Origin of the sequence: Shewanella sp. Shew256, from assembly GCF_002196695.1 — a bacterium.
Lineage (GTDB): Bacteria > Pseudomonadota > Gammaproteobacteria > Enterobacterales > Shewanellaceae > Shewanella > Shewanella mangrovisoli.
In genome coordinates, this window is the sequence record NZ_NAJR01000017.1 from 40,307 (window position 1) to 59,514 (window position 19,208).

Consider the following 19,208-nt stretch of genomic DNA (forward strand, 5'->3'; position numbering starts at 1 on the left):
TTACCTCTACTTACACATTGGGAAGCCAAGCGCTTCGCGTGCCTGATAATAGGATTCAGCAACGGCTTTAGCCATGGTACGAACGCGCAGGATATAACGCTGACGTTCAGTCACTGAAATGGCGTGGCGTGCATCGAGCAGGTTGAAGGCGTGAGAGGCTTTCATCACTTGCTCATAGGCGGGTAGAGGTAATGGTTTTTCAAGCGACAATAAATGCTGACACATCTTTTCGCATTGATCGAACAGGGCAAACATAAAGTCGACGTCTGCGTGCTCAAAGTTATAGGTCGATTGCTCAACTTCGTTTTGATGGAACACATCGCCGTAGGTGATGCGACCCATGGGGCCATCGGTCCATACGAGGTCGTACACGCTATCCACACCTTGGATATACATGGCGAGACGCTCTAAACCGTAGGTGATTTCACCGGTGACAGGGCTACACTCTAAGCCGCCGACCTGTTGGAAGTAAGTAAACTGAGTCACTTCCATGCCGTTTAACCAGACTTCCCAGCCTAGGCCCCATGCGCCTAATGTTGGTGATTCCCAGTTGTCTTCCACAAAACGGATATCATGGATTTGTGTATCAATACCAAGGGCTTGCAGAGAACCTAAATAGAGTTCTTGGATATTATCCGGTGACGGTTTTAACACGACTTGGAATTGGTAGTAGTGCTGCAGACGGTTTGGGTTTTCACCGTAACGGCCGTCGGTAGGGCGGCGCGATGGCTGCACATAGGCACTGCTCATTGGCTCAGGCCCTAAAGAGCGTAGGAAAGTTTGTGGGTGGAATGTACCCGCACCGACTTCCATATCTAGAGGTTGAACGATTGCACAGCCTTGCTGCGCCCAATATTCCTGCAGGGTTAGAATGAAACCCTGAAATGTTTTTACGTCGTGTTTCGTCGTCATGTCTACTTGTCTACTGCCGTCAGCTTTAATAGAAAATGGTTTCGATTATACCTTGTAGATCTCTGCTTATGTAGGTTATTTTTTACCTTCTTCGTTAAAACGTTAAGGTAGATAGGCCATGGAAGAAATCCGCTGTAATTGGGTCAGCGATGATCCCTTGTATCGTGAGTACCACGATAAGGTGTGGGGACGCCCAGTTTATGATTCGAAGGAGTTGTTTGCCAAGCTCTGTTTAGATGGGCAACAAGCTGGGTTGTCTTGGATTACTATCTTAAAGAAGCAGCAAAACTACGAACAAGCCTTTGCGGATTTTGAACCAGCAGTGATTGCAACTTTTGACGACGCTAAAGTCGAGGAGTTGATGGCTAACCCAGGCATTGTGCGTAATCGCCTTAAGATCCATTCGATTATTCGTAATGCAAAAGGTTACTTAGCCTACACTGAGGATGGCAAAGATTTTGCTGAATTTCTTTGGAGCTTTGTTGGTGGCAAGCCATTGGTGAATCAATTTACCTCCATGTCGCAGGTGCCTGCGCAAACACCTGAATCAGAGGCAATGTCTAAGGCATTAAAAAAGCTTGGCTTTAACTTTGTTGGTCCGACGATTTGTTATGCTTTTATGCAGGCGGTGGGGATGGTGAACGATCATCTAGTTGATTGCATTGCCTATGATGCTTGCTGTGGCGGCAAATAAGTCATACATCTAATTGAGCTTAAATCCAAAATAAAAAGGCATGTTCCACGTGGAACATGCCTCTTGTTATTTTACTTTGTTGAGATTAGATTTTCTCGAAGAAGAATGGCTTACGCTGTTGTTTGTCACCATTCAGCTGGTTCATCGACTCAGCATCAAACAACTTACCATTGACCATAGTATAAGTGACTTTATCTGTGACTCGAATATCCGCTAATGGGTCGCCATCAATAACGATTAAGTCTGCAAGCTTACCGGTTTTAATTGAGCCAAGTTGATGCTCTAGACCGAAGGTGGTGGCAGGGTTGATGGTTGCAGTTTTCAGTACATCCATATTGCTCATGCCGCCTTGGGCGAACATCCACATTTCCCAATGTGCGGCTAAACCCTCTCGCTGACCGTGGGCGCCAATGTTTGGATGAATGCCTAATTTATTAAACTCATTAGCGACTTTAGCAACATTAAAGTGGTTATAGTGACTGTCTGGGGCGTGGGGGCGACGCATTGAGCGAGCCTGCAAAATATCGCTTGGCACATACATAGACAAACGAGGATGTGCCCACACATCGGTCTTATCGTACCAATAGTTTTCACCTGAAATACCGCCGTAGGCGACGACTAAGGTTGGGGTGTAACCGACCTTAGTTTGGCTCCAGAACTGTTTAATATCGTTATAAATACTCGCCACGGGTAACGAGTGCTCTACGGTTGTATGGCCATCGGCAACCATGGTCAGGTTATGTTGTAGCAAGCTGCCACCCTCTGGCACAACCATCATTTCGAGTTCGCGAGCGGCGGCGATAACCTGTTGTCTTTGATTACGACGTGGTTGGTTGTAGCTCTTAACGCTGAAAGCGCCAACTTTTTTGAGTCGCTCTAAATGAAATTTTGCATCATCGAGTGAGTCGATATGCGATGTGTAGCCGGGAGCATTGGCGCCATAAAGAATCGTTCCAGTGGAGAAAATCCGTGGACCAACGATGTTCCCCGCCTTTTACTGTTCAGAGGCAGCAAAAATCTCAGTGGTATCGTTTGACGGATCATGGATGGTTGTCACTCCAAGGGATAAGCCAGAGTAGAGTGCCCAGTTTTGTTGTGGCACGATTTCATCATCGGCCTGGGCGCCGTGGGCATGGGCATCAAACAAGCCTGGCATAATGGTTTTGCCACTAATATCGATAACTTGCGCATCCTTTGGAATTGCCGTATTCGCATCGCCAACGGCAACAATATGATTGTCTTTGACGATCACTACACCCTTATCGATGACTTGGTCATTTTCCATGGTGATCACTTTGCCGCCGACAAAGGCGACTGTTCCACGTGGAACATCGGCCTTTTCGGTAAAGCCTAAGTTGATAATGCTTGGCTTAGCTTGCTCGTCCTTTTTTAGATACTGGGAATCAACATCGGCTTGGTACAGTTCAGGGCCAAGAGTCCAATAGAGTTGGTTACTCTTGCTATTCCAACTGATGCTTTCGCCTGCTCGTACACTTAACTGAGTAACAGGAAGATTGCTGGCGTTAGGGCCGATTTCAACGGTTTCACTATGTTTAGCGAAGGGGGTGACCCAAACTTTAAAACGTTCAGCAAAGGCCAGTTGTTCGCCGTCGGGTGATACTCTAAATTCGGTTGCATGCTTACTGCTGTAGTGAACGCGTTTATCAAACCCATCTAGGTTAATTGAGGCAATCTGTGGTGTGTCGTTATCACCAGTGTTCATAAAGAAAATGCGATCGGCTGAAGCGCCAAATTGTGCTTGATAACCCTCAGCGCTAATTTTCTTATTCTGTTTGGTTTTTAAATCGACCTTGTACAGGCCGGGTTCTTGCGACCAAGTTCGAGGTGTAAGGTGTCCACCTTGGGTTTTGCGATACACTACCAGTTCACCATTGGGTGAGAAGGTGGGCTCAACGTATTTGCCTGGCTCAGTGGTAAGTTGTTTCGCTTTGCCACCTTTTGCACTGATCACTTGTACTGTGCCTTGGTCTTGGTCATTCCAAGTTGTGAAGACAATATTTTTGCCATCACGTGACCACTGAGGATAGAGTTCTTCAATGTCGTTACCTAACTCGGTTAAGCGTGACTTCTTGCCGTCCGGAAGTGTTTTCAACCAGATTTTACCCAATGCTTCGAAGGCGACCTTGCTGCCATCCGGTGAAACTTGTGCCATTCGCAGCATCTTTACGTCGAATACATCCTTATCAATATCTTGTTTAAAGCGTACTGAAGGCTGCACGTCTAACTGGGTTTTTACGCTGAAGGGAATGTTGGTGACTGTTTTATTGGCAACATTCAGGCGATTGATTTTGCCTTTAGCCCAGAAGAAAATATCTTTGTTATCTTGAGTCCAAGCCATGGTGGGATAGACACCGTGGATTGCCCAAGTCTCTTGCATATCGCGGTCTAAATCGCCATACAGCTTAGTGGTTTCGCCAGATTTCAAATCGAGCAAATACAAGGAGGATTGGAAATCATCTCGCTTGATGTACGCCAGTTTAGTGCCGTCAGGACTCGGTGTTGGCCGAATGGCGCCACCGGTTCCTTCGATCAAGATTTCAATATCACCCGTTTGGGTATCGTAACGCTTAATTTTATAGATGCCGTTTACTGAGTCCTTGGAATAATGGAATGTTTTTCCTGGAGTGTCATTCTGACTGAAATAGATATAGCGGCCATCGGGTGAATAGGCTGGCTCACCTAAATCCTTTTCATCGTTAGGACGTTCGGTGAGTTTAACACCTTCGCCACCGGCGACATGGTAGAGCCAGACTTCACCAGCGCCTAAGCTTCGACTGGCGGTAAAATGCTTACGACCGACTAGATATTGTGAATCAGGGCTCCACGCGGGACTGTTGAGTAAACGAAAGGTTTCTGTCGTGACTGTGCGTGGATTGCTGCCATCGGCGTCCATAATCCAAATATTGTCGCCACCATCCGCATCTGAGGTGAAGGCAATGTGCTTACCATCCGGGCTATACACGGGCTGCATTTGCCAAGCTATGCCTTGGGCTAATGGTTTGGCTTCGCCACCAGTGACGGGGATTTGATAAATATCACCCAGTAAATCAAATACTAAATGTTTACCATCCGGGCTGACACTGATGTTCATCCAAGTGCCTTCGGTTACATCTATGGTCACTTTTTCTAGAGAGGCATTGGCTGGTGCATTGACGTCCCAACTGGTTTTTTGGGCGTCTGTTGCCTGTACTGTGTGGGAACTAAGGCCAAGCATCAGGGCGATATAAAGCGGTGTCAGCTTAGGTTTCAACATGTTATGTCCTGTTATCGTTATTCTAGGGCTTTGCTGTTATCGGATTAGATAAACTTTTGTTAATGCTGCGCTAAGTTATCGCACAAATACCCAGTAAGGAAAACGGAAATACTGTTTCAATTAATGACCGAGGGGTTGAAGGTGGCGGGGAAAGCTGTGGGAGAGTAATGTGGCTTACTCTCCGCGAAGTATGATTAGTCTAATGTAACGGCATCGCCGATGTGGATCATGGCGTCATTGATGACGCGGCAGGTGACGCCACCTCGCCAATCGGGAGTAAGCGCAGATTCCAAGCCTGCATGAGCCTGTTCCATCTTCTTGCAGGGATCGGTTTCACCTGTCACTTCGAGGCAGAGATCACCAATGCGCAGCTTCTTACCCACATCAGCCGCCCCAAAACTACAGCCATCGACTAATAGGTTTGCTCGACGAGTCGTCCAAGGTAAATTTGCATCTATGCTCTGACAAGCTATTTGCCACTGTTGCAGCGACAGTACTGTGACTTGCCGTTTACCCGGGCGACCAAATACATCTTTTTCGACACCACTGTGCTGGGTGACATTCGCGCATAGTACTTCGTTCATTGGCCCGCGTTTAACCGTTTTGTAGGCGATAGCAACTAGTTTCGGCATGTTTGATGTCCTTATCCTGATGTCGATGTAGAGACTCAGAGTCCCTTTTTAATCAAATATTGATAGGGTGTTTGGCTGGTTTCACTGGCGACCAGTGTGTGGTCCATAAACTCACAAAAGCTGGGAATATCACGTGTAGTCGCAGGATCATCTGCGATGATTAGCAAGGTTTCACCTTGTGCCATTTGTCTTACCGTCTTTCGCACCATCATTACCGGTTCTGGGCAGCGTAAACCAAGAGCATCCAGTTTGTGTTGTGCGGTTGAGAAAACGTCGTTCATATGACCTCTACTGAACGGTTAAACAGAATTGGCTAATGTTACTCCAGTGGTTTGGATAAACCAAGTTGATGGCTTGAATTTGTGATGGGGCGAGGCATTGCTCTTGCCGATTTATTTACCGCTAACAGAATGTTTCACGTGGAACATTTCTATTACTCGGCAACTTTGTTTATTCCCTGAGGTTGTTGAATGCTATGCATTATGGTTGGCGTAATTGCCGTTTGAGGTGTTCCCACTTGAGAAGCAGACTGAGGCATATCGGATTTTATATCATTTGCCGCCATCGACACTGAGCCTTGCTGCTGCAACTTGGCAGCACGTTTATAGCTATACATTTTTTGATCCGCTTTATGGATCAAGGTATTGGCATCATCGTAATCATAGGGGCCTGTATCAACAATACCGTAACTGAGGGAGATGTTGTTTAGGTGCAGCTTAATGTTTTGATTAAAGCGCTCGATAAAGTTGTCTCTAGCTTGGTCTTCTCGACAATTGGGCATGATGATGCAGAATTCATCGCCACCATAGCGAAAACTATGATCCTCTACGCGGGTGCTTTCTTTGATGGCCTGCGCCACGGCACAAAGCACTTCGTCTCCAGAGCGGTGGCCTTGGGTATCATTAAAGGATTTAAAATCATCAACATCTAAATAGATTACGCTTACCGGCTCGGCTCGTCTCTGTGCTGCTCTTAAAATCCGAGTGCCAATTTCTTGTAGATGTCGCACATTTAATAGCCCCGTTAACGGGTCGGTTTGAGATAATTCTTCGAGCTGTTGTGTACGTTCTTTGACTTTGCTCTCCATGCTTTGCGCGTAACGTTCAGCCTTGTCTTTGGCGTTCTCAATTTCGGATACTAGGCTTCGAATATAGGTATCGAAGACGAGGGTGACGTCGAAGAGAACAAGTTTATCTATGGCGACTCGAATGCGTTCATTTTGCAAGTCATCAGCAACCGAGTTATTAATCTCCGCATAAATCAACTCTTTTAGGGTATGAACGGCAGAGAGGTAGAGTTTAGGTTCGACGCCGATTCGTTTGTGTACCAATCCAATCCGCAGGCGGTTGTTAACGTACTCTAAATCGTACACACCATTAAACAGGTCGAGCACATAGCGTCGCTGTGCGGTACGTAAACGAGCTAGGGTATCGGAGTCACCGATCAGCAGAGCAATCTCGGACACACTGGTTTGTAGACCGTAAAAGTCATCAACGATTTTGTCTATGTTCTCTTCAATCACAGGTTTGAAGGATTGCAGTGCTCTGACATCGGCTAAGGTAAAAGAGAACAAGGACTTGCGAAAATCAATCTCAAGCTCAGTGATCCGCATTTGTTCGAAAAGCGTTTGTTCCGTTTGCAGCATTGAACATCCCTCTCGTAGCCTAAAGAATGAAACGCATCCATGCTTCTTAGCAGTGTCGTAATGACGGTCAAATGCGGAGAAGTGCATTAAGGATATTTATCAAGTTAAGTCGAAAACTGCCTGATTTTCAAATTGAAGCTGAGTAGAAAGGAAGATAATTAAGGCGCTATCGCAAATAAAAAAGCCGGAACTGAGTCCGGCTTTGAAAGAAGAATCGTTAAGGATTAAACGCGTTCGAAAACGGTCGCAATACCTTGGCCTAAACCGATACACATAGTCGCTAAACCTAAGGTCGCATCTTTGTGTTCCATCAGGTTGATCAGCGTTGTCGAAATACGCGCACCAGAGCAACCCAGTGGATGGCCAAGCGCAATCGCGCCACCATTGAGGTTGATCTTGTCTTCTACCACATCCAGCAGACCTAGGTCTTTAACGCATGGTAGAGACTGAGCAGCGAACGCTTCGTTCAGCTCGATAAGATCTAAATCATTGACTGTGATGCCTGCGCGGGCCAGTGCTTTTTGAGTAGCAGGTACTGGACCGTAACCCATGATTGCCGCGTCACAACCTGCAACCGCCATTGAGCGGATACGGGCACGAATTGGTAGACCTAGCGCGCGCGCTTTAGATTCTTCCATCACTAACATTGCCGAAGCTCCGTCAGATAATGCTGAAGAGGTACCCGCAGTAACAGTACCGTTTGCGGGGTCGAATACTGGGCGCAGCGCCGCTAATGATTCCATTGAGGTTTCTGGGCGAATCACTTCGTCGTGCAGCACTTTAATCAGCGCGCCGTTAGCATCGTGGCCTTCGATGCCATAGATTTCCTTGGCAAAGCGGCCTTCAACAGTGGCTGCGTGAGCGCGTTGGTGTGAACGCACAGCAAAGGCATCTTGCTGCTCACGGCTGATGCCGTGAAGCTTACCTAACATCTCGGCGGTTAAGCCCATCATGCCAGATGCTTTGGCGACGTTATTGGCTAAACCTGGGTGGAAGTCCACACCATGGTTCATGGGCACGTGACCCATGTGTTCAACACCACCGATGATAAAGGTGTCGCCCATGCCAGTCATAATGGCGCGAGCGGCTTGGTGGATGGCTTCCATGGAAGAACCACATAGGCGGTTCACGGTCACAGCGCCAGCCGTTTTCGGGATGCCTGCAAGTAAAGATGCGTTACGGGCAATGTTGAAGCCTTGTTCTAGGGTTTGCTGCACGCAGCCCCAAATGACGTCTTCAATTGTATTGGGATCTAATTGCGGGTTACGCAGTAATAGACCTTTCATTAATTCGGCAGAGAGTGTTTCTGCACGTACATTACGGAACACCCCAGCCTTAGAACGGCCCATAGGAGTACGAATGCAATCTACGATAACAGCTTGTTTCATAATTAAATTCCTTTCCCGCTAATTAGGCTTGGTAGTAGCTACCGTTGTTGGCTGCAAGGGCACGCATGGCGTCGGTGACTTGATACAAACCACCTAAGTGAGCGTATTTATCAGCTAAGGCGACAAAGTTAGCTACGCCCATAGTATCTAAGTAACGGAATACACCACCACGGAATGGCGGGAAACCTAAACCATAGACCAAGCCCATATCCGCTTCGGCAGGTGATGCCACAATGCCTTCTTCTAAACAGCGAACGGTTTCAATAATCATTGGGATCATAGTGCGGGCGATGATTTCATCCGCATCGAATGCTTTTCGCTCACCAAAAGCGGCCTTCAGCAGCTCGTAGCTGGTTGGGTCGACATCTTTCTTTGGCTTACCGCGGCTATCCACAGAGTAAGCGTAGAAGCCTTTACCATTCTTCTGACCGAGACGCTTGTTTTCGAACATCACGTCAATCGCGTCATTGCCAGATTTGCCCATACGGTCGGGGAAGCCTTCGGCCATTACTGCTTGAGCGTGGTGGCCTGTATCTAAGCCGACAACGTCTAGCAGGTAAGCTGGGCCCATTGGCCAGCCGAATTGTTTTTCCATCACTTTATCGATAGCGGCAAAGTCGCCACCTTCGGCGAGCAGGCCGTTAAAGCCAGCAAAGTAAGGGAAGAGTACGCGGTTAACGAAGAAACCTGGGCAATCATTTACAACGATTGGGGTTTTACCCATTTTGCTGGCGTAGGCGACAACAGATGCGATGGTTTCTTCAGAGCTGTGCTCACCACGGATAACTTCAACTAATGGCATTTTGTGCACAGGATTGAAGAAGTGCATACCGCAGAAGCGCTCAGGTTTCTTCATGCTCTTCGCGAGCAGGTTGATTGAAATAGTTGACGTGTTAGAGGCGATAATCGCATCTTCACTCACGTATTGTTCAACTTCCGCCAGAACTTGTGCCTTCACTTTTGGATGCTCAACGACGGCTTCGACAACCACGTCAGCATGTTTTACTGGGGCATAGTCTAGGGCTGGAGTGATGTTGTTCAGCACTTTAGCCATTTTTTCTGGGGTAGAGCGGCCGCGAGCAACTTGCGCAGATAACAGTTTTGCGGCTTCGCCTAAACCTAAATCTAATGCTGGTTGAGCGATATCCTTCATCACGATTGGCGTGCCTTTGCTGGCGCTTTGGTAAGCGATACCGCCACCCATGATACCAGCACCTAATACGGCGGCGCTTTTCACTTCTTTAGCGAGCTTGCCCGCTTTCTTAGCCTTGCCTTTGACTAACTGGTCATTCAAGAAGATACCGATCAACGCTTTGGCTACATCGGTTTTCGCTAGCTTGATAAATGCTTGATGCTCTATTTGCAGTGCGTCGCTGCGGCCTTTGGTCGCAGCTTGTTCAACAACGCTGACCGCCGCCATTGGGGCTGGGTAGTGTTTACCCGCAACCGCAAACACCATGCCTTTAGCGGTCGTGAAAGACATCATGGCTTCGAGTTTTGGTAAGGTCAGTGGTGACATCTTACGTTGGCGACGGGCTTGCCAATCAAGCTTTTCGGCAACTGCATCTTTTAGCATTTGAATGGCGGCGGCTTCTAAAGCCTCTGGCGCAACAACGGCGTCAACCGCGCCTACTTTTAAGGCATCTTCTGGGCGCTGATCTTTACCCGTGGTGATCCACTCAAGGGCGTTATCTGCACCAATCACACGTGGTAAACGCACTGTGCCACCAAAGCCTGGGATAATACCTAGCTTGGTTTCGGGTAGACCGATTTTGGCTGTGGTGTCGGCGATACGGAAATCCGTTGCCAGAATAGTTTCACAACCGCCGCCTAAGGCGAAACCTTTAATCGCTGAAGCGGTTGGGAAAGGTAAATCTTCGAGTTTGTTGAATACGGCGTTGGCCTGTTCAACCCAAGAGAGCAGTACCGCATCATCCTGTGCGAATAAGCCTAAAAATTCAGTAATGTCGGCACCCACGATAAAGGTATCTTTACCTGAGGTCAGCACTAAGGCCTGAATGTTTGATTGTTGTTTAATGCTGTCTAATGCGGCATCGAGTGAGGCGAGTGTTTCTCTGTCGAATTTGTTCACCGAACCGGGTGCGTTAAAGCACAGCTTGGCAATATTATCCTCGAGTAACTCAACCTGAATTGTAGGACTTTGGTAGATCATTGCTTGCTTCCTTTTGGCTTAAAAGTGATACCCACCATTATCTGTTGGTGTTAGTACAACTCTCTATCTCACAGCAGCTTCGGCCATCATTTGACCAGTTGTGTGCCAGTGTGCTTCGAAATTCGATAAATTACAACACCCAATTTAAACGACTGTTTAATTTCTTGTCGGCTAGAGTGAATTTTCAGCTTTGTGATACACTGCACAAAGTGTAGAAGTGCCAGATTACGCCAAAGAGTACGTGGTGGGAATTTGTACTTTAGCGGTATTACTCGCTGGCTAAATGGATAATTTTATTTTTAGAATTAAAAGCATAGGCTTAAATCGAGAATTTGCTAACCTGCGAAGTAATAGGGCATTAGCGAAGGAAAACACTGAGCCTGTATGGCTTAGTCAGATTTGCGGTTTTTTTATTAACTATCGTTCATTACAGGATATGACACATGGATCACTTGGCTCATCACTATCATGCCCACATCGCCGAGCTTAATCGTCGAGTCGCTGAAATTGTATCGCGTGAGGCATTATCTGGTTTAGTGATCCACTCGGGTCAGCCACATCGAATGTTTTTGGACGACATTAATTATCCTTTTAAAGCCAATCCCCACTTCAAGGCCTGGTTACCTGTGTTGGATAACCCTAACTGCTGGTTAGTGGTGAACGGTCGCGATAAGCCACAACTGATTTTTTATCACCCTGTGGATTTTTGGCATAAAGTGTCTGACGTGCCGGAGATGTTCTGGACCGAGCATTTTGAGATCAAATTACTCACTAAGGCCGATAAGGTTGCCGAGCTATTGCCTAGCGATATCGCCAACTGGGCGTATTTGGGTGAGCATTTAGATGTGGCTGAGGTGCTGGGTTTCACTAGTCGCAATCCTGACTCTGTGATGAGTTATCTGCATTTCCACCGTACTACTAAAACCGAATATGAACTCGAATGTATGCGCCGTGCGAACCAGATCGCGGTGCAAGGGCATTTAGCGGCTAAAAATGCTTTCTATAACGGTGCGAGCGAGTTTGAAATTCAGCAGCAGTATTTATCTGCCGTGGGACAGGGCGAGAACGAAGTGCCCTACGGTAATATCATAGCCTTAAACCAAAATGCGGCGATTTTGCATTACACTGCACTCGAGCATCAAAATCCGGCGCGGCGTTTATCTTTTTTAATCGATGCGGGTGCCAGTTATTTTGGCTATGCGTCGGATATCACTCGTACCTACGCGTTTGAGAAGAATCGTTTCGATGAATTAATCACTGCCATGAACAAGGCACAGCTCGAGCTGATCGATATGATGCGCCCGGGCGTGCGTTATCCCGATTTACACTTGGCGACCCATGGCAAAGTTGCGCAAATGCTGTTGGATTTTGAATTAGCCACGGGCGATGCCCAAGGTTTAGTCGACCAAGGCATTACCAGCGCCTTCTTCCCCCACGGACTCGGCCATATGCTAGGCTTGCAAGTGCATGATGTGGGAGGTTTTGCCTTCGATGAACGTGGCACCCATATTCCGGCGCCTGAGGCTCATCCGTTCCTGCGTTGCACCCGCATTTTAGCGCCAAACCAAGTGCTAACCATGGAGCCTGGTTTGTACATTATCGACACGTTACTCAATGATCTAAAACAAGATAGCCGTGGCCAGCAGATCAATTGGCGCACTGTTGACGAGCTGCGACCTTTCGGTGGTATTCGTATCGAGGACAATGTGATTGTGCATCAAGATCGAAACGAAAATATGACCCGCGAACTGGGCTTAGCGTGAGTTTAGGGAGAGCGAGTGCTCGAAAGTTATCAGATACCGAGTGAAAATGTGCAGATAGAAGAAGAGATAAAGCATAGCCGCTTTATCTCTTTTCTATTTCATTGCACGAGTTTAGAACAATTGAAGTTAGTACTTACTGACATAAAGCGAGATTATCCCGGCGCCAGCCATTACTGCTATGCCTTTATCGCTGGAGCGCCTAACGACAGTATTGCTATCGGTTCGAGTGACGATGGTGAGCCTGCGGGCAGTGCAGGTCGTCCAATGCTCGCGGTATTGCAAGGTGCAGATCTCGGTGAAGTCGGTGCCGTGGTGGTGCGTTTCTATGGCGGTACTAAGTTAGGCGTGGGTGGTTTAGTGCGTGCCTATACCTCGGGATTACGCCAAGGTTTAGGGCAATTGCCGACGCGAGTGAAGCAATTACGTTATCCGGCAAAACTACATTGTGATTACACCCAATTAAGGGATGTTGAGCATCTACTGCAGCAGTTAGACGCGGTGATCATCGATAAGCAATTTGCCGAAGCCGTTGATATCCATTTTGAAATAGGCAAACAACAGCAGGGCATATTGAATGAATCGTTGGCAACTTTGAGTCAGGGCAGCCTGCGCGCAGAGTTTGAGCTGTGATGCCTGCGTAAATTATGCCAAAATATGCAAAATGCTGAAAATACCTTTGCAGCCAATGGAATAATTGAACACGCGGAATGCAATACAAAACCATAATAAGAATCATAGGTCTGCTTATCGGCCTGTTCTCCATCACTATGCTGCCGCCAGCCTTAATCGCCATTTGGTATAACGATGGCGGTGGTACTGCGTTTATTCAGGCATTTTTTGTCAGCTTATTTATCGGTTTTTGGCTCTGGTATCCTAATCGTCGCTGCAAAGAGGAATTGCGAACCCGTGAGGGGTTTCTCATTGTGGTCCTGTTCTGGACTGTTCTTGGCTCTATCGGTGCCTTACCCTTTATCTTCTCAAGCCAACCCGATCTCAGCTGGACCGACAGTTTTTTCGAATCCTTCTCCGCACTGACCACCACGGGAGCCACAGTCATTGTCGGGCTGGACTCCTTACCTAAGGCCATTCTGTTCTATCGGCATATGCTGCAATGGCTCGGCGGTATGGGGATCATCGTTTTAGCTGTGGCGATTCTGCCTGTGCTTGGGGTTGGGGGCATGCAGCTGTATCGCGCCGAAATTCCGGGGCCCGTAAAGGACAGTAAGATGACGCCGAGGATTGCCGAAACGGCCAAGGCGTTATGGTACATCTATCTATTGCTAACCATTACCTGTGCGGGCGCTTATTGGCTGGCGGGGATGAGCGTATTCGATGCCGTGTGTCACTCGTTTTCGACCATCGCCATCGGGGGCTTTTCGACCCACGATGCCAGTATGGGATACTTCGACAGCTCAGTGATCAACCTGATTTGTGTGTTCTTTTTGATTGTCTCAGCGGTGAACTTTAGCGTGCACTTTGCGGCATTTTCCCGCCGCGGGATCAATTTTAGAGTCTATTTTCGAGATACAGAATTCAAGATGCTGGTGGCGATTCAGTTGGTGCTAACGGCGATTTGCTTCTTAACCCTTTACCACTCAGGGATTTATGACTCACCAGAAGAAACCTTAGATCACGCCTTATTCCAAGCGGTTTCGGTGGCGACGACCGCAGGCTTTGGTACCGAAAGCTTCCATATGTGGCCGCTGTTCCTGCCGATTCTGTTGATCTTCTCAAGCTTTATCGGTGGTTGTGGTGGCTCAACTGCGGGCGGGATTAAGGTGATCCGGGTTATCCTGCTGCTGTTGCAAGGTTCACGCGAACTTAAGCGCCTCGTTCACCCTAAGGCGATGTTCTCGATTCGTATCGGCTCCAAAGCGTTGCCTGACCGGGTTGTTGATGCTGTGTGGGGGTTTTTCTCCGCCTACGCCTTAGTCTTCGTGCTGTGTATGTTGGCATTGATGGCCATGGGACTGGACGATATAACCGCCTTTAGTGCCACGGCGGCCTGCTTAAATAACCTAGGTCCGGGTCTTGGGGAAGTAGCAAGTAACTACGCCAGTATTGGTGATGGTGCTAAATGGGTGCTGGTGGTGGCTATGTTATTTGGTCGCCTCGAAGTCTTTACCTTGCTGATTTTGTTCACGCCAACTTTCTGGGGGGATTAACATGCAGACACTAATCATCTATTCGACAATCGATGGCCAAACACTGGAAATCTGCCGCAAAATCAAAACGCTTGCCGAACAAGCGGGTGAGCAGGTGTCTTTAGTGAGCTTAGAACAAGCCGAAGCCTTAAGCCTTGCCGATTTCGATAAAGTGTTGATTGGCGCGAGCATTCGCTATGGCAAACATAGGCCCGATCTCTACCAGTTTGTGAATCGTAACCATGCGATACTAGACAGTAAAATCAACGGTTTTTTTACCGTGAATGTGGTGGCGCGCAAGCCATTAAAGAACACGCCAGAAACTAATCCTTATATGCAAAAGTTCCTCAAATTATCCCTGTGGCAGCCACAGCAATTGGCGGTGTTTGCGGGCAAGATTGATTACCCTAAATACGGTTTATTCGACCGCACTATGATCCGCTTCATCATGTGGATGACCAAGGGACCAACCGATCTGAAGGGCACCTTCGAGTTTACCGACTGGGGTAAGGTCGAAGCCTTTGGGGCGCACTTTAGCAAGTTGTAAAAATGATAAAGCCCTAGTCTCAGCGAGGGCTTTATTGTTACTGCATGACAGGATTTATACGGCGCAGTAACGGCTGTGGAGAATCGAAATCACTTGGGTGACTTGCTCATTCTTAAGCTTGTAATACACAATCTGTGAGCTCTTACGGGTATCAACTAAGTCTTCGGCTCGCAACACCGCCAAATGCTGTGATAGTGCCGATTGGCTTAAGGGCACAGTCTCATTCAGCTCGGTTACACTCAGTTCTTTATCCAGCAATAGGCACAAAATCATTAAGCGATAAGGATTCGCTATGGCTTTGAGCCATTTAGCCGCACTTTCCGCATTCGTTACCATTGCATTTACATCAATATCATTTTGCATAAGGTACTCACTTTATCGCTTTTGATTAGATAATTCTAATTGAAGGTGTTTCTATACGCAATCATACTGCTCGGCAATTCAGATCTCAATTTTTGCATTTCAGAATATGAGACAACGCTGATTTGTGATCCTATCAGGGGTTTATTTAACCAATGATTGCCACAATGGTGACATACTTTTACTGAACGGGAATACCCCATGACACGCATTCTGGTGCTTTATTTTACCCGTGGTGGCCATACGGCCAAGATAGCGAATGCGATTGCGCAGCAATTAACCCTGCGTGGCGCCAAGGTTGACTTGGTGGATATTAATAGTGCGGCGGCCACCAGAATTAACTGGCCCGATTATCAACTGGTGGCGCTAGGGGCTTGCGTGCTCTATGGCACCTACGATAAGAGCGTATTCCAATTTATTGAGCAGAATGCGCCAGCTTTGAGTGCGTTGCCAAACAGTTTCTTCTGCGTCAACGTGGTGGCGCGTAATCCTGAGAAGCGCATCCCCGAGAACAACAAATACCTGCAAAAATTCATTGCCTTATCACCTTGGACTCCCGCCGATTTGAAGATTATCGCTGGTAAGGTGGATTACCCCTCATGGCCTTGGTACGACAGACTGATGATCCAGCTGATTATGAAAATCACCAAAGGACCAACGGATCCTAAGGCGGTGATCGATTATACCGACTGGGAAGATGTGAAGGTCTATGCCGACCATTTGCTGACCTTGGCCGAGGTTGCTGAACCCGCCTAATACGCCTAATAAAAATGCGCTCTGTGAGCGCATTTTTAGTTTTTGACTGATACGACTAGTATTTCCAAAAACTGGGATGGAACAGTACTGCCACGGTTAAAATCTCTAAGCGGCCGAGCAACATACCCAAAGAGAGCGCCCATTTAGCTACATCGGGCAGCGTCGAGAAGTTACCCGCAGGACCAATGATGGGGCCAAGCCCTGGGCCGACGTTGGTGACTGCGGTAATAGCACCGGTAAAGCTGGTCATGGGGTCGAGTCCCGTCAGCACCAGAATCACAGATAATCCAACAATCACAAACATAAACAGCAGCACAAAGGTGATCAGTGAGCGCACAATATCTTCACTGATCAGGCGGTTATTATAGCGCTCCCGAAAGATGCCATTGGGGTGACATTGCTGCTTTAACTGCTCGCGCATAATGGCGCCGGCAATTTGGAAGCGGAAGATTTTAATCCCGCCTGAGGTAGAGCCAGAGCAGCTACCGACAAACATTAAGAATAAAAACGCGATATTCGCAAACGCGCCCCAGGCGCCGTAGTCGGTTAAACCATAACCCGTAGTCGTAACCACGGAAACCACGTTAAAGCTGGAGAGGCGCAGCGCGTCGATAAGGGCGATATCTCTCGTTTGCCACAGCCAGAAGCCAATAAAACAAGACACAAAAGTGAGGAAAAACAAGAAACCTTTAACTTGTGCATCGTTCCAGACGGTGAAGTCTCGCTGCTGAATCATCTGCACAAACATCAGTAGAGGTAAACCTCCCGCCGCCATAAACACAACGCCAACCCAATGGGCTGAATTTGAAAACGCCGCCATCGAGTTATCTGAGGTCGAGTAGCCTCCCGTCGACAGTGTGGTCATCGCATGATTGATGGCTTGAAACCAAGTCATGCCAGCAAGATGGTAGGCGACACAGCACATCACGGTCAACAAGATATAGATAAAAAATAGATGCTTAGCCATGTTTTGGGTGCGTGGCACCGCCTTATCGCTCCAATCCGATGATTCGGTGCGGAACAGCCGCATACCACCGACGTTTAAGAAGGGCAGAATTGCTACCGCCATCACGATAAAGCCGATACCGCCGAGCCATTGCAACAACGAGCGCCAGATTAAGATACTGTGGTCCATAGTATCTAAGCCCGAGAGCACGGTTGAACCTGTGGTGGTAATGCCGGACATGGTCTCGAAGAAGGCGTCCGTATAGCCAATGCCGTGGTACAAGGTAAACGGCATGGCGGCAAACAGGCTCACGATCAGCCAGGTGAGGCTGGTGAGCAGAAACATATCGCGAATATTGAGGTTAATGGTTTTGCTCTGGCCGTTATGCAAACAGAGGCTGGCGCAAATCCCAGTGACTAAAGCCGACAGCATGAAAGCGCCCACGGTTTCCTCACCGTTGAATACGGCAAGGAGCAGGGGCGCTAACATAAAGGCTGTTAACATCGACAGAAACAGCCCCAAAATAAACAATAGCGGTCTAAAGTTCAGCATAAGATGTTGGCTTAGAAGAAGAAAGCGCTAGGTTGGAACAGTTTCTCGACTTCGCCGACAAACTTTTTGTTCACAAGGAACAGAATTACGTGGTCCCCTTGTTCTATCACTGTCTTGTCGTGGGCCATCAGCACTTCTTCATTACGCACTATGGCGCCAATGGTGGTTCCCGGCGGTAGCTTGATATCGCCAATCGCCTTGCCAACAACCTTGGAGGTGCTGGAGTCGCCATGGGCAATGGCTTCAATCGCTTCGGCGGCGCCGCGGCGTAAGGAATATACGTTACAGATATCGCCTTGGCGGATGTGGGTTAGTAAGGCTGAAATCGTCGCCTGCTGGGGTGAAATCGCGATATCGATATTGGCTTCCTGCACAATATCCACATAGGCTTCGCGTTGGATCAGCACCATCACCTTTTTCGCCCCCATGCGTTTAGCTAATAGGGCGGACATGATGTTGGCTTCATCGTCGTTGGTGACGGCAATAAACACGTCGGTTTGGTCGATATGTTCTTCGAGCAGCAACTCTTGATCTGAGGCGTCACCACAAAATACTGTAGTGTTTTCAAGTTGTTCAGAGAGCGTTTCGGCGCGTTCGAACTTATGCTCAATCAGCTTGACTGAGTGGGTGCGTTCGAGGCGTTTAGCCAGGCCTAAGCCGATGTTACCGCCTCCCGCAATCATGATATTGCGATAGGAGTTATCTAGCTTTTGCATTTCGCTCATCACCGCGCGGATATGGCGACTGTCGGCCACGAAAAACACTTCGTCATCGGCTTCGATAATCGTTGTACCGCGGGGCATGATAGGGCGACCTTGGCGGAAAATCGCCGCCACCCGGGTATCAATATTCGGCATATGCTCGCGTAGCGCGGCCAAGGCGTTGCCGACCAAAGGGCCGCCGTAATAGGCGCGAACCGCAACCAAACTTAAGCGGCCTTCGGCAAATTCGAGCACTTGCAGCGCCCCTGGATATTCAACCAAACGTTGGATGTAAGCGGTCACTAACTGTTCAGGTGCGATAAGCTCATCGATCACAAAACCGCCGCGAGGACGCCCCTCGCTATTTTTGGTTTCACTGTCGATAAATAATTTATCGCGCATCGCCAGATAAGGCTCAGAGCGAATACGGGCGATTTTAGTTGGTGTACCAAATAGGCTGTAGGCCATCTGGCAGGCAACCATGTTGCATTCATCGCTGTTGGTCACAGCAATCAGCATGTCGGCATCTTCGGCGCCTGCTTCTTTGAGTACATCGGGGTGGGCACCATGGCCCGCCACGACGCGAAGGTCATATTTATCCTGCAGGGCGCGTAATCTGGATTTGTCACTATCGACTATGGTGATATCGTTGTTTTCACCCACCAAATTTTCGGCCAAGGTTCCCCCGACTTGACCCGCACCTAATATGATAATTTTCATG

The 19,208-nt window shown here is 48.1% G+C and carries 15 protein-coding genes and 1 pseudogene; 6 read left to right on the forward strand and 10 right to left on the reverse strand.

The features are described 5' to 3' along the window. Positions 1-6: 6 nt before the first annotated feature. Positions 7-912 carry a glycine--tRNA ligase subunit alpha gene (gene glyQ / locus B5P39_RS21285; RefSeq protein ID WP_011070431.1) on the reverse strand — a complete coding sequence of 302 codons (906 nt, stop codon included), beginning with the start codon at positions 910-912 and terminating at the stop codon, positions 7-9. 118 nt (positions 913-1,030) lie between these two features. On the opposite strand from glyQ, the gene B5P39_RS21290 reads away from it, so the two are divergent. Then, entirely contained in the window at positions 1,031-1,606 is a 576-nt protein-coding gene (locus B5P39_RS21290) for a DNA-3-methyladenine glycosylase I (protein WP_088212856.1), read from the forward strand. An 85-nt stretch (positions 1,607-1,691) separates the two neighbouring features. Here the strand turns inward: B5P39_RS21290 and B5P39_RS21295 are convergent. The 6 genes and pseudogenes from B5P39_RS21295 to fadB all read right to left on the reverse strand — a co-directional run bounded on the left by B5P39_RS21295 (position 1,692) and on the right by fadB (position 10,718). Continuing rightward, positions 1,692-4,880, reverse strand: a pseudogene (locus B5P39_RS21295) (amidohydrolase family protein). A gap of 194 nt (positions 4,881-5,074) precedes the next feature. Beyond that, positions 5,075-5,512: an MOSC domain-containing protein gene (locus B5P39_RS21300; protein ID WP_088212857.1), complete on the reverse strand. Its 438-nt coding sequence runs from the start codon at positions 5,510-5,512 to the stop codon at positions 5,075-5,077. A gap of 35 nt (positions 5,513-5,547) precedes the next feature. Then, positions 5,548-5,793: a sulfurtransferase TusA gene (tusA, locus tag B5P39_RS21305; RefSeq protein WP_011715314.1), complete on the reverse strand. Its 246-nt coding sequence runs from the start codon at positions 5,791-5,793 to the stop codon at positions 5,548-5,550. Positions 5,794-5,945: 152 nt separating this feature from the next. After that, complete coding sequence (locus B5P39_RS21310; protein WP_088212858.1) at positions 5,946-7,157, reverse strand: diguanylate cyclase domain-containing protein; 1,212 nt, start codon at positions 7,155-7,157, stop codon at positions 5,946-5,948. Between the two features lie 224 nt (positions 7,158-7,381). Beyond that, the gene (gene fadA / locus B5P39_RS21315) at positions 7,382-8,545 is read right to left on the reverse strand and encodes an acetyl-CoA C-acyltransferase FadA (RefSeq protein ID WP_088212859.1); all 1,164 of its coding nucleotides are present in this window, start codon (positions 8,543-8,545) and stop codon (positions 7,382-7,384) included. Positions 8,546-8,567: 22 nt separating this feature from the next. Continuing rightward, positions 8,568-10,718: a fatty acid oxidation complex subunit alpha FadB gene (gene fadB / locus B5P39_RS21320; protein WP_088212860.1), complete on the reverse strand. Its 2,151-nt coding sequence runs from the start codon at positions 10,716-10,718 to the stop codon at positions 8,568-8,570. Between the two features lie 443 nt (positions 10,719-11,161). Between fadB and pepQ the strand changes: the two genes are divergently transcribed. From pepQ to hemG (B5P39_RS21340), 4 genes are all read left to right on the forward strand, one after another. Then, the gene (pepQ, locus tag B5P39_RS21325) at positions 11,162-12,481 is read left to right on the forward strand and encodes a Xaa-Pro dipeptidase (RefSeq protein ID WP_088212861.1); all 1,320 of its coding nucleotides are present in this window, start codon (positions 11,162-11,164) and stop codon (positions 12,479-12,481) included. A 15-nt stretch (positions 12,482-12,496) separates the two neighbouring features. Then, positions 12,497-13,111: a YigZ family protein gene (locus B5P39_RS21330; protein ID WP_088212862.1), complete on the forward strand. Its 615-nt coding sequence runs from the start codon at positions 12,497-12,499 to the stop codon at positions 13,109-13,111. A gap of 77 nt (positions 13,112-13,188) precedes the next feature. Then, complete coding sequence (locus tag B5P39_RS21335; RefSeq protein ID WP_088212863.1) at positions 13,189-14,646, forward strand: TrkH family potassium uptake protein; 1,458 nt, start codon at positions 13,189-13,191, stop codon at positions 14,644-14,646. A 1-nt stretch (position 14,647) separates the two neighbouring features. Continuing rightward, a complete protein-coding gene (hemG, locus tag B5P39_RS21340) occupies positions 14,648-15,172 on the forward strand; it encodes a menaquinone-dependent protoporphyrinogen IX dehydrogenase (RefSeq protein ID WP_088212864.1) in 525 nt (174 codons plus the stop codon). Positions 15,173-15,226: 54 nt separating this feature from the next. Here hemG (B5P39_RS21340) and B5P39_RS21345 read toward each other — a convergent pair whose 3' ends face one another. After that, positions 15,227-15,535 (reverse strand): ArsR/SmtB family transcription factor, encoded by a 309-nt coding sequence (locus B5P39_RS21345; RefSeq protein ID WP_023266030.1) that lies wholly within the window; start codon positions 15,533-15,535, stop codon positions 15,227-15,229. A gap of 198 nt (positions 15,536-15,733) precedes the next feature. Between B5P39_RS21345 and hemG (B5P39_RS21350) the strand changes: the two genes are divergently transcribed. Beyond that, the gene (hemG, locus tag B5P39_RS21350; protein WP_088212865.1) at positions 15,734-16,288 is read left to right on the forward strand and encodes a menaquinone-dependent protoporphyrinogen IX dehydrogenase; all 555 of its coding nucleotides are present in this window, start codon (positions 15,734-15,736) and stop codon (positions 16,286-16,288) included. A 55-nt stretch (positions 16,289-16,343) separates the two neighbouring features. On the opposite strand, the gene B5P39_RS21355 is transcribed toward hemG (B5P39_RS21350), so the two are convergent. Together B5P39_RS21355 and trkA are read right to left on the reverse strand one after the other, a co-directional pair. Then, entirely contained in the window at positions 16,344-17,786 is a 1,443-nt protein-coding gene (locus B5P39_RS21355) for a TrkH family potassium uptake protein (protein WP_088212866.1), read from the reverse strand. Positions 17,787-17,797: 11 nt separating this feature from the next. Then, complete coding sequence (gene trkA, locus B5P39_RS21360; protein WP_011620862.1) at positions 17,798-19,207, reverse strand: Trk system potassium transporter TrkA; 1,410 nt, start codon at positions 19,205-19,207, stop codon at positions 17,798-17,800. Position 19,208 lies beyond the last annotated feature (1 nt).